This window comes from Labrenzia sp. C1B70 (assembly GCF_000475395.1).
Taxonomy (GTDB): Bacteria; Pseudomonadota; Alphaproteobacteria; order Rhizobiales; family Stappiaceae; genus Roseibium; species Roseibium algicola.
In genome coordinates this window covers 1-9,120 of record NZ_AXCE01000036.1, presented here as the reverse complement: position 1 = coordinate 9,120, position 9,120 = coordinate 1, and the positions used below count along the sequence as shown (strand labels likewise).

The 9,120-nt window shown below is 54.4% G+C and carries 6 protein-coding genes; 2 read left to right on the top strand and 4 right to left on the bottom strand.

The genetic code is table 11. The features are described 5' to 3' along the window. Positions 1 to 16: 16 nt before the first annotated feature. The 4 genes from Q666_RS57975 to Q666_RS57960 form a co-directional block, all read right to left on the bottom strand. Positions 17 to 1,078, bottom strand: coding sequence for a hypothetical protein (locus Q666_RS57975; RefSeq protein WP_152533437.1), 1,062 nt, complete (start codon positions 1,076 to 1,078; stop codon positions 17 to 19). A gap of 917 nt (positions 1,079 to 1,995) precedes the next feature. Further along, entirely contained in the window at positions 1,996 to 4,197 is a 2,202-nt protein-coding gene (locus Q666_RS57970; protein WP_023001210.1) for a TRAP transporter permease, read from the bottom strand. 90 nt (positions 4,198 to 4,287) lie between these two features. Next, positions 4,288 to 5,265, bottom strand: coding sequence for a TAXI family TRAP transporter solute-binding subunit (locus tag Q666_RS57965; protein WP_031269398.1), 978 nt, complete (start codon positions 5,263 to 5,265; stop codon positions 4,288 to 4,290). Between the two features lie 119 nt (positions 5,266 to 5,384). Next, complete coding sequence (locus Q666_RS57960) at positions 5,385 to 6,299, bottom strand: LysR substrate-binding domain-containing protein (RefSeq protein ID WP_023001208.1); 915 nt, start codon at positions 6,297 to 6,299, stop codon at positions 5,385 to 5,387. A 190-nt stretch (positions 6,300 to 6,489) separates the two neighbouring features. On the opposite strand from Q666_RS57960, the gene Q666_RS57955 reads away from it, so the two are divergent. Both Q666_RS57955 and Q666_RS57950 read left to right on the top strand, forming a co-directional pair. Beyond that, entirely contained in the window at positions 6,490 to 7,563 is a 1,074-nt protein-coding gene (locus Q666_RS57955; protein ID WP_023001207.1) for a tartrate dehydrogenase, read from the top strand. A gap of 5 nt (positions 7,564 to 7,568) precedes the next feature. Continuing rightward, the gene (locus Q666_RS57950; protein ID WP_023001206.1) at positions 7,569 to 8,825 is read left to right on the top strand and encodes a glycerate kinase; all 1,257 of its coding nucleotides are present in this window, start codon (positions 7,569 to 7,571) and stop codon (positions 8,823 to 8,825) included. Positions 8,826 to 9,120: the final 295 nt, after the last annotated feature.

The following is a 9,120-nucleotide window of genomic DNA, read 5'->3' as shown; positions in this document are numbered from 1 at the left end:
ATAAAGTGGATGGGCTCTAGTCAGCCAGTTGTCGCAACGGAGTGTTCGCCTCATATAGCGCGTAGAATGGCATCTCGATGTCGGGACTGTCTGTTTCTCGTCCATCTGCCAACTCCTCCCACACTCGTTCCGCAGGCTCGCCCGGCCAAACATCCACGTAAAAAAGTGTGACCCAAAGTGCATTTCCGCTTCTTCCTTTGATAAAGTCGGCCAAGGCTTGATCGCCTAAATTGCAACCATATTCACGTCGACGAGCGCCATCCAGTCGGACGGCCCAATACTCGTCATTTATTAGCTTTACGCGCTCACCTTCGGATGCTCTCTCACGCTGTTTGGTGACGTAGGTGTTGACGCCGCCCATTGCGGAATTCACGCCCCGACTTACAAGGTACGCATTTTCACAAAGGTTGATCATGTCGGCCTTGGTAATCTTTTCAGGGAATGGCAACTGCTCAACTGAAACGTTGGACATCAACGCTTCGCCAATGGAGGAAATCCGATGCATTTGGCTGCCCGGCGTCGCAAGGATGCGACCGAATAGGTAATTGTTCAACGGATCTGCGGCATCCTCATCGAGCAGATTGAGTTGGAAGACCCCTTCGGCAACAGAAAGTGCGATCAAGAATGCCTTTTCAACGTCTTTTGCAGGGTAAACCGCATCGTCAGGCAGCTCCAGTTGCGGTGCGTGGAAACCAAGTGTTGCCGCAGCCTCGATATGTCGGCTCAGAGCGTTGATCGCGAGCGTGCCATGCTGCTCGCTGCCTCCTAGCCAGGCGATTGCGCAGGCTGATTCACAGCTCGCACCATTGACGACGCGCGTCCGCATCTGCTTGTTCCAGATCACATCGAATATGTTGAGACCCTCGGACATTGAGCCACCAGGGCTGTTTAAGCAGAGAGTTGCTCCCGCGGAACCAAACGTTTCAAGCTGTCTGATCTTTTCTGCGTCTCCAGCGCTTACCACCCCTGAATATTCATACGTGCATTTACTTTCCCAATCACCAACTGTTTTGACAGAACCAGCTTCTGTAGAAGTAGTGAGTGCCAATATTATAATTGCTGTAATGTATTTATTCATAGCAATTTTGTTGCCTCTTTTTCGTCATAAAATATCGGCTTCTGTTCCTTGGAGGAAAAGCGATCGTCTGATCAGTCCCCTGTTTGGGTTAGACAAGAATGTCTCCCGTACTTTCACAAAATAGTCCACTTCAGTTCTTTGGGTGCGGCAGTTCCTGATCGGAAGCAATTTTGTAGTAAATCTACAAAGTAGGAAATTTGTCGCTGGAAAATTGCGCGATAATCAAAATACATAGATGATTCAGGCATAACTGTTGTCGTGAGAGAAACATCAGTTTCTGGGGAATTAATACGCAGATAGAGCATGAATACGGTCAGGAATATGACTTGAAAATTGCGGGCTAAATTTAGGAACAGCATAATCTAACCAAATTTCTACGCTCTGGGTAGACCCTGTGTGAAAGACCATCCATGCAGCGCTCATTATTGAACACTATGATATCGGGGCAGGTCGAGCCGCATCATTCACCACAAGGTGTGCAGCGCATGCCGAATTGGTTGTTCAAAGCTATTCGTAGGGCCCAGAAAGAAGCTGCCACAATGCTTAGATTGGGGATCAATGTAGCTTCGCTTCAAGACACAGAAAGCTGGCGAGCAGTTCCTTTCCATTCTTGCTCGTCAGCGCCCGAACGTGCTGTCGCGAATACCTGCGAAATAGCTGATATTTCCAATCTGCCGCTATTTAGCGCCGTTTCGAGCTTTGATGCTCTGCAGGTTTGTGCTGTGCACATAGGCGAAATAGGTATGATCGGAATAGCGTGGTGGAGTGTCAAGGCAAGAAATGTCCAATTCTACCAGAGCATGGCTTGATGTGGCACCTACGGCTACCGCATCAAGTGTCAATCTGTCATCTTGGGTAGTGACACTTGATACCTGCATCGCAAACATGAAAGGGTGGTGATGTCACCCTTTCATGATTTAATCCGCCCCGTGCGCGAGATCTCTGGCTTGAACAATCTTCTTCTGGGTGACCGCAAGGACAATCGCGATACCGAGACCGATCGTATCGGTAACCCAACCTCCCGCAATCATTGTCAATCCGCCGACCAGAAGTCCCACGCGGACAACCATTCCGGGGTGGCCAAAGAACCAGCCCTGAACAGCGCACGACAACAGGTAGACGCCTGCGATTGCCGTGATGGCTACATGAGAAATCTCGAACCAGTTGCCATTGAGCAGCATAGCGGGCGAGAAGAAGAACATGTAGGGCACCACAAATGCAGCGAGCCCAATTCGGAAACTCTCGACACTGGTCTTCACCGGGTCGGACCCTGCAAGAGCGGAGCCGGCATAAGCAGCAAGGGCAACAGGCGGCGTAATCGCGGACATGACTGCAAAGTAGAAGATGAAAAGATGTGCGACGAGCGGTTCAACGCCCAGGTTCACCACGCCGGGTGCAATGACACTCGCCGCTACCGCGTAGGCGGCTGTCGTCGGCATTCCCATACCAAGCACGATCGACACGATCATGGCAAAGAATAGCGCCAGAATCTGACTCTGATCAGCAAGCGCAAGTAATACGGTCGAAAAGCGGGAGCCGATGCCAGTCAGTGCGATCACGCCGACGATGATGCCTGCAGTGGCGCATACCGCCACGAGCTGAAGCACCATCCGGGCGCCGATATCGAGCGCGTGGAACAACTGGCGTGGTCCCATCCTGTTTGGTGTCAGCCAGGACACTACGGCTGCGGTAATCATCGCAAGCGTCCCGCAGCGGATCACGGAATAGCCCGCGAACAGCGCGTAGATGAGAACCACAATCGGCGTGAAGAGGTATATCTGTCGGACAAGTGATCCAATCTTCGGCAGCTGATCGCGGGGCAGTCCTTTCATGTTTGCTTTCTGCGCAGCAAGATCGACCATGAAGTAGATGGAAATGAAGTAGAGAATTGCAGGAATTATGGCCGCCCAAACAATCTCCATGTAGGAGATGCCCGTGATTTCGGCCATGATGAACGCTCCCGCCCCCATAATCGGCGGCATGATCTGGCCGCCGGTTGAAGCAGCGGCTTCCACCGAAGCCGCCGTCTGTGGCCGGTAGCCGACCCGCTTCATCATCGGAATCGTCAATGATCCCGTGGCCACGACATTACCTGCGGACGTACCGTTAATCATGCCCATCAGGCCCGAGGCGAAAATGGCTACCTTTGCCGGCCCCCCCCGACGATGACCAGCCGCCGCGAACGCGAGATTCACGAAATACTCGCCAACGCGCGTCGTCTGCAGGAATGCAGCAAAGACAACAAACAGGACGATATAGGTCGAGGAAATGGCTATCGGGGCACCAAGGATGCCATTGTCCGTGAAGATGTAGGAGAAGAAGCGCTTCGCATCATAGCCGCGGTGTTCGAAAATCCCGGGCAGCCAAGGACCAAGGAACGCATAGGCAACAAAGACACCAGCTATAAAGACGAGAGCCAGTCCTGCCAACCGGCGCGTCAACTCAATGATCAATAGCACACCCGTGATGGCGGCCCACATGTCTCCCGGGAGTGCCATTGGCATGCCGGCGCGCAGCTGGAGCTGACGGGAGAAAAAGATCAGATATGCTGTGCAGGCGGCTGCGGCGACCGCGAGAAGAACATCTGACGGTGCGAATCTTGTCCGTTTCGTGTGCGGAAAGACCCAGCTGTGAACGATTGCAAGCGCGGTCCCGGCGGCGAGAGGCATTCCGAAACTGCTCATGGCCCAAGCTGGTGGAAGAGCCGCTCCCAGCACTTCGCCATTGATCCAGATAGCTGTCACGCCGGCGGCGCCATAAAGGACCCCCGCACCGGCAACCGCAAGAATTGCGTTGGCAAGGAGCGAGCCAGAAGTGCGTCCCTTGGCTTCCATCGAAGTTGCACCGAACAATAGAAAACCTAGGAACAGCCCTCCGCCAACATGTGTGAGGCGATAGGCCCAGGTTTCCAGCGGATACACATTCATCACCAGTAGATGAAAGACCGTGTAAGCCACACACAGACAGGCAACGATTGCGTTGCGAGTGCCGGTGAAATTACGCTGATTACCAGATATCGGCTCTTCATCCACCAGTGCGCGTGCGGTCTGCTCTTCGATCAAAGACGCCGCGTGAACTTTTTCTTCATTCTGTGTCGGTGTATTCGGCGATGAGGTCATGTTCTGGCTGCTCTGGCGTGGGATTGGAAACGCAACACGGGCGGAGAAGCAGGTTCAACCGCCCGTGCGTTCTAGCGAAGAAGGACAGGCTTACCGGTTGAAGCCAGGAAAGTCGTATCCGTTTTCCTTGAACCAGCGGATCGCGCCCGGGTGGAATGGAATGACCGTGTTCTTGACCACGTTTTCAGGGAGCGTTTCCTTGGCGGCTGCATGGTTCTGGACCATGCGCTCATGGTTTTCCATCGCAAGCTTGGTGATTTCATAGGCCAGGCTTTCGGGCATGTCCTTGTGCGCAATTGCAAAGTTCCAGAGCGACACCGTCTGCAGGCCTTCCGGCTGATCTTCGTAGGTGTCCGCCGGAATGAGGAACGGCTGCATCGCAGGCACGATTTCCATCATCTTGGCTAGCGTTTCGTCATCCATCGACAAGAACCGCACGTCGTTTTCGACTGCCAGCTGTGCGTAGGCTCCGGTCGGCAATCCGGCGGCATAGACGAACGCATCGATCAGGCCGTCCTTGAGCTGTCCCGCCGTATCGGCACCTCCGGCATTGCTGATGACGACACCGCTGTCTGTATTTTCGAAGAAGCGTGTCCAATAGGTCGCCGACGTGCCGCCGGCCGGGCCGACGCCAACACGCACACCATCCTTGAGGTCTGCAAAGCCTTTGATGTCCGAACTTGCAAGAACCGCAGCCTGAAGCGGTGTCTGATACATTGGGAACAGCGCACGGACGTTTTCATGCGGCACGCCCGGCATGAGCGGGCTTTCACCCTTGCGGGCTTCATCGGCAGGGCCGAGCGTAACAAAGCCCAGCTGATGTTCACCGGTTTCGACAAGCGTTACGTTCTGAACAGGGCCGCCTGTGATTTCCGCGCCGGCATTGATACCCAGTGCCTCGCTGATCATGGCTCCGAACCCGCTTCCGTATCCGAAATAGGTGCCGCCTTGGCTGCCGGTTCCGATCGTGACACTGCTTGGCCAGCCATCCTTGTCCTGTGCGCTGGCAGGCATAACGCAAAGTGCGCCAGCAAGCAGGGCCGCGGCTGATGAAATCCTGATAGACATGTTTCCTCCCATGTTTTCCTTTGGCATTGCTATGGATCTACGCGATGCCACTGGGTGCAGCATGAAGAAGAACGAGACTGCAGAGAATGCTATGAAGATTATATTATTTTTCGTTATTATCAGGCGCTGTCTTCAATGGTTTGCAGGTTCCTGTCCAAAACGTCCAGCAAGGCGTCCCGTTGCTGATCCCTCGTTCCACGGGTCCAGGCGGCGGCCAATATGAGCTTCGACCGCGTTGCTCCGGGTGGAATTGAAAGAGGTAGAAAACGAACGCCAGGTATGGCGATGCGTGCTGTCCAGCGAGGAACAATCGCCAGACCGGTACCCGTGGCAACAAGATTGACAATCGTGTGTTTTTCTTCCGCAATCTGAGCGATGCGGGCCGTCAGTCCGGCGTCCATAAACAACTTGATCGTGAGGTCATGCGAATGCGGCCTGGACCGGCGATCCGGAACGATAAGGGGAATATCTGCCAGATCCTCGATGACGATTTCACTCTGTTTCGCTAAGATATGATCTTCCGGCAACGCAACCACGGCTGTTTCGTAGAAAAGTGTCCGGAAGTTAATTCGGGGATCGCGTATATCCGGCGGACGGCAGAATGCGATATCAAGGCTTCCGCTTAACAACTTGGGTAGTAGGTGGATTGTCTTCTGTTCAAAGAGTTGAACTTCAATGTCCGGGTGTTCGGCACGGAAGAACTGCAAGAGTTGAGGCATCAGTCCCGCAGAGGCGCTGTCGATCGCCCCGACCCGGAGTAGGGGTTTTTCACTTTTCCGGATGGCTCTGATCTTTTCTTCCAGCTGATCCGCCTGTGCGACCAATGACCTGGCATCTTCCAGAATAGCGCTCCCGGCGGCCGTCAGCGAGACATTGCGGGTTGTTCTGAAAAAGAGTTTTGTATCGAGCTGGTTTTCAAGGATTTTGATCTGCCGTCCTAGGGAAGCTGGCAGCATGTCCATGGACTGTGCGGCACGGCCGAAATGCAGCGTATCCGCGACACTGAGAAAACATCTGATCTGATAGATATTCACGGCAGGATCATTAATCTCAATTATTGCAGCTTTGTATATAATCTTATGTACGTTGAGCCGTCCAGCAAATACCTCCTAACGTCTGATCGAAGTTTGAACGCGTCTGTCTCGAGCGTAAATCAGGCAGCGCTCCAGAAAAATCCGGCGATCCATCCGGTTCCAAACATTCTCTGAGGCTCAGAAAGAAACCATGAAACATTACAAGATCGCAGCCATTCCCGCGGACGGTATAGGGCCGGAGGTTATTGATGCTGGGTTGCAGGCTTTGGATGTGCTGGCACGACGCGACGGCGGCTTCTCGCTGGATGTGACCCATTTTGACTGGGGCTCCGATCGCTACAAGAAAACAGGTTCATTGATGCCGGACGACGGTACGCAGCAGCTGAAAGGATTTGATGCGATTTTTTTCGGTGCTGTTGGTGCGCCGGACGTGCCGGATCATGTCACCTTGTGGGGCCTTAGACTGCCGATCTGCCAGGGATTCGATCAATACGCGAACGTTAGGCCAACAAAAATCCTGCCGGGTATTTCCTCGCCACTGGAAGGGGTTGGCCCTGGGGATCTGGACTGGGTAATCGTTCGAGAAAACTCGGAAGGCGAATATTCCGGCCATGGCGGTCGGGCACACAAAGGGCTCCCTGAGGAAGTGGGAACGGAAGTCGCTATATTCACGCGCGTCGGAGTGACCCGGATCATGCGGTACGCATTCCGACTTGCCCAGTCCCGCCCGCGTAAGCACCTTACAGTCGTGACCAAATCCAATGCGCAGCGCTTCGGAATGGTCATGTGGGACGAGATAGCAACCGAAGTCTCACAAGATTTTCCGGATGTCACCTGGGACAAGATGCTCGTCGATGCGATGACCGTTCGCATGGTAAAGAATCCCAGAAGCCTCGACACGATCGTTGCGACCAACCTTCATGCCGACATTCTTTCAGATCTTGCCGGTGCCCTGGCCGGTAGCCTTGGCGTCGCCCCAACTGGCAACATCGATCCTGAACGCCGTTTTCCTTCCATGTTCGAGCCGATCCACGGGTCTGCTTTTGACATAACCGGCAAGGGGATCGCCAATCCGGTCGCAACTTTCTGGACAGCCTCCCAGATGCTGGATCACCTTGGCGAACCGGACGCGGCGAGCCGACTGATGCGCGCAGTCGAGAAAGTGTGTGCCGACGGTGTCTTGACGCCGGATGTCGGCGGAAAGGCGTCAACCCAGGACGTCACGGATGCGGTGTGTGAAGCTATCCGCATCGACAACGCCTGACCACCATGAACAGTCCGGAAGCGCACGCGTTTTTGCGCCAATTGTTTGAGGCGGCTATCGCAGCGGCAGATCCAGCAAGAGTTTTGGCAAAGAAATTGCCAGAAAAACCCGAAGGAAAGTGCGTTGTCGTCGGGGCCGGAAAATCCGCGGCGTCGATGGCGCGAGCCTTGGAACTCGCCTGGCCGGAAGTCGACCTTTCCGGTGTCGTCGTGACGCCCTACGGCCACTCCGTACCGACTGAACGAGTGAAAGTTCTGGAGGCGTCACATCCCGTGCCTGATGAGACAGGTGCGGCCGCCGCGCGCGCGATCCTCAAGACCGCATGCGAGGCTGGGCCCGATGATCTCGTCCTGGCGCTATTGTCCGGGGGTGGATCAGCGCTGATGCCGCTTCCCAAACCGCCTTTGACGCTGGCGGGCAAGGTCCAGGTCAACCGCCTGCTCCTGAAATCCGGGCTGTCAATTGAAGACATAAACCGGATCCGCAGGCGACTCTCTCTGATAAAAGGTGGCGGACTGGCACGAGCGGCGAGACCGGCTCGCGTGGTCACCTTGGCAATCTCGGATATCCCAGGGGATGATCCTGCTTCGATTGCCTCCGGGCCAACCTTACCCGATCCGACCGCCCACGAGGATCTTTCTCATCTAGTCGAGAGGCTTGGACCCGATTTACCGCGAACGGCACGCCAAATCCTTCTAGGTCCCTCGGAGCCTCAGACCGGAATGGAACCGGACTTTCGCCTGATAGCAACCCCGAGTATGTCACTGAGTGCTGCCGCGGAAGTGGCACTCACGGCCGGGGTCACGCCGTTACTACTCGGAGATGCCATCGAGGGCGAAGCAAGGCATGTGGGAACCGTTATGGGAGGTATCGCTCTTTCATGCGCCAGACACGGAAAGCCGGTCGATAGACCCGCTGTTCTCCTGTCCGGAGGAGAAACGACCGTGACCATCGGCAACAACTCTCCTGGCAAGGGGGGGCGAAATACCGAATTTCTGCTGTCTCTTGCCTTGGCGTTGAAGGGTGACCAAAGCATCCATGCCCTTGCAGCTGACACCGACGGTATCGACGGCACCGAAGATGCTGCGGGAGCAATCATCGGGCCTGATACACTTGCACGAGCAGACGTCTTGGGACATGACGCACGCAGTTTTCTGGCTTTGAACGACAGCTACAGTTTTTTCGACAGGCTCGACAACCTCGTCCGAACCGGACCGACTCTTACGAATGTGAATGACTTCAGGGCGATTCTTGTATCGTGACGTATCTACATTCAGCAAGAAATGCCGATAAATTAATCCCTTGTTCAATCCATTTTATTGTCAACCAAGTTGGTTCAATGGATCTCGGAAGACGAGCTTTAGGATCCTTGCAGTTCATCTCGATACCGGTAAAAATATAGTGCACTAAAATTCTGACTAGATATTACACGTTACATTCCTTTACTTGATGATACTTTTTAGTCGACCAAGAATAGTTGGGATTGTTTTAGAATATTTGTTGTGCGCGCCCACTCATCCAGCGTCCCGTTGGGCGATCCAGTCGTGATCCGGATGG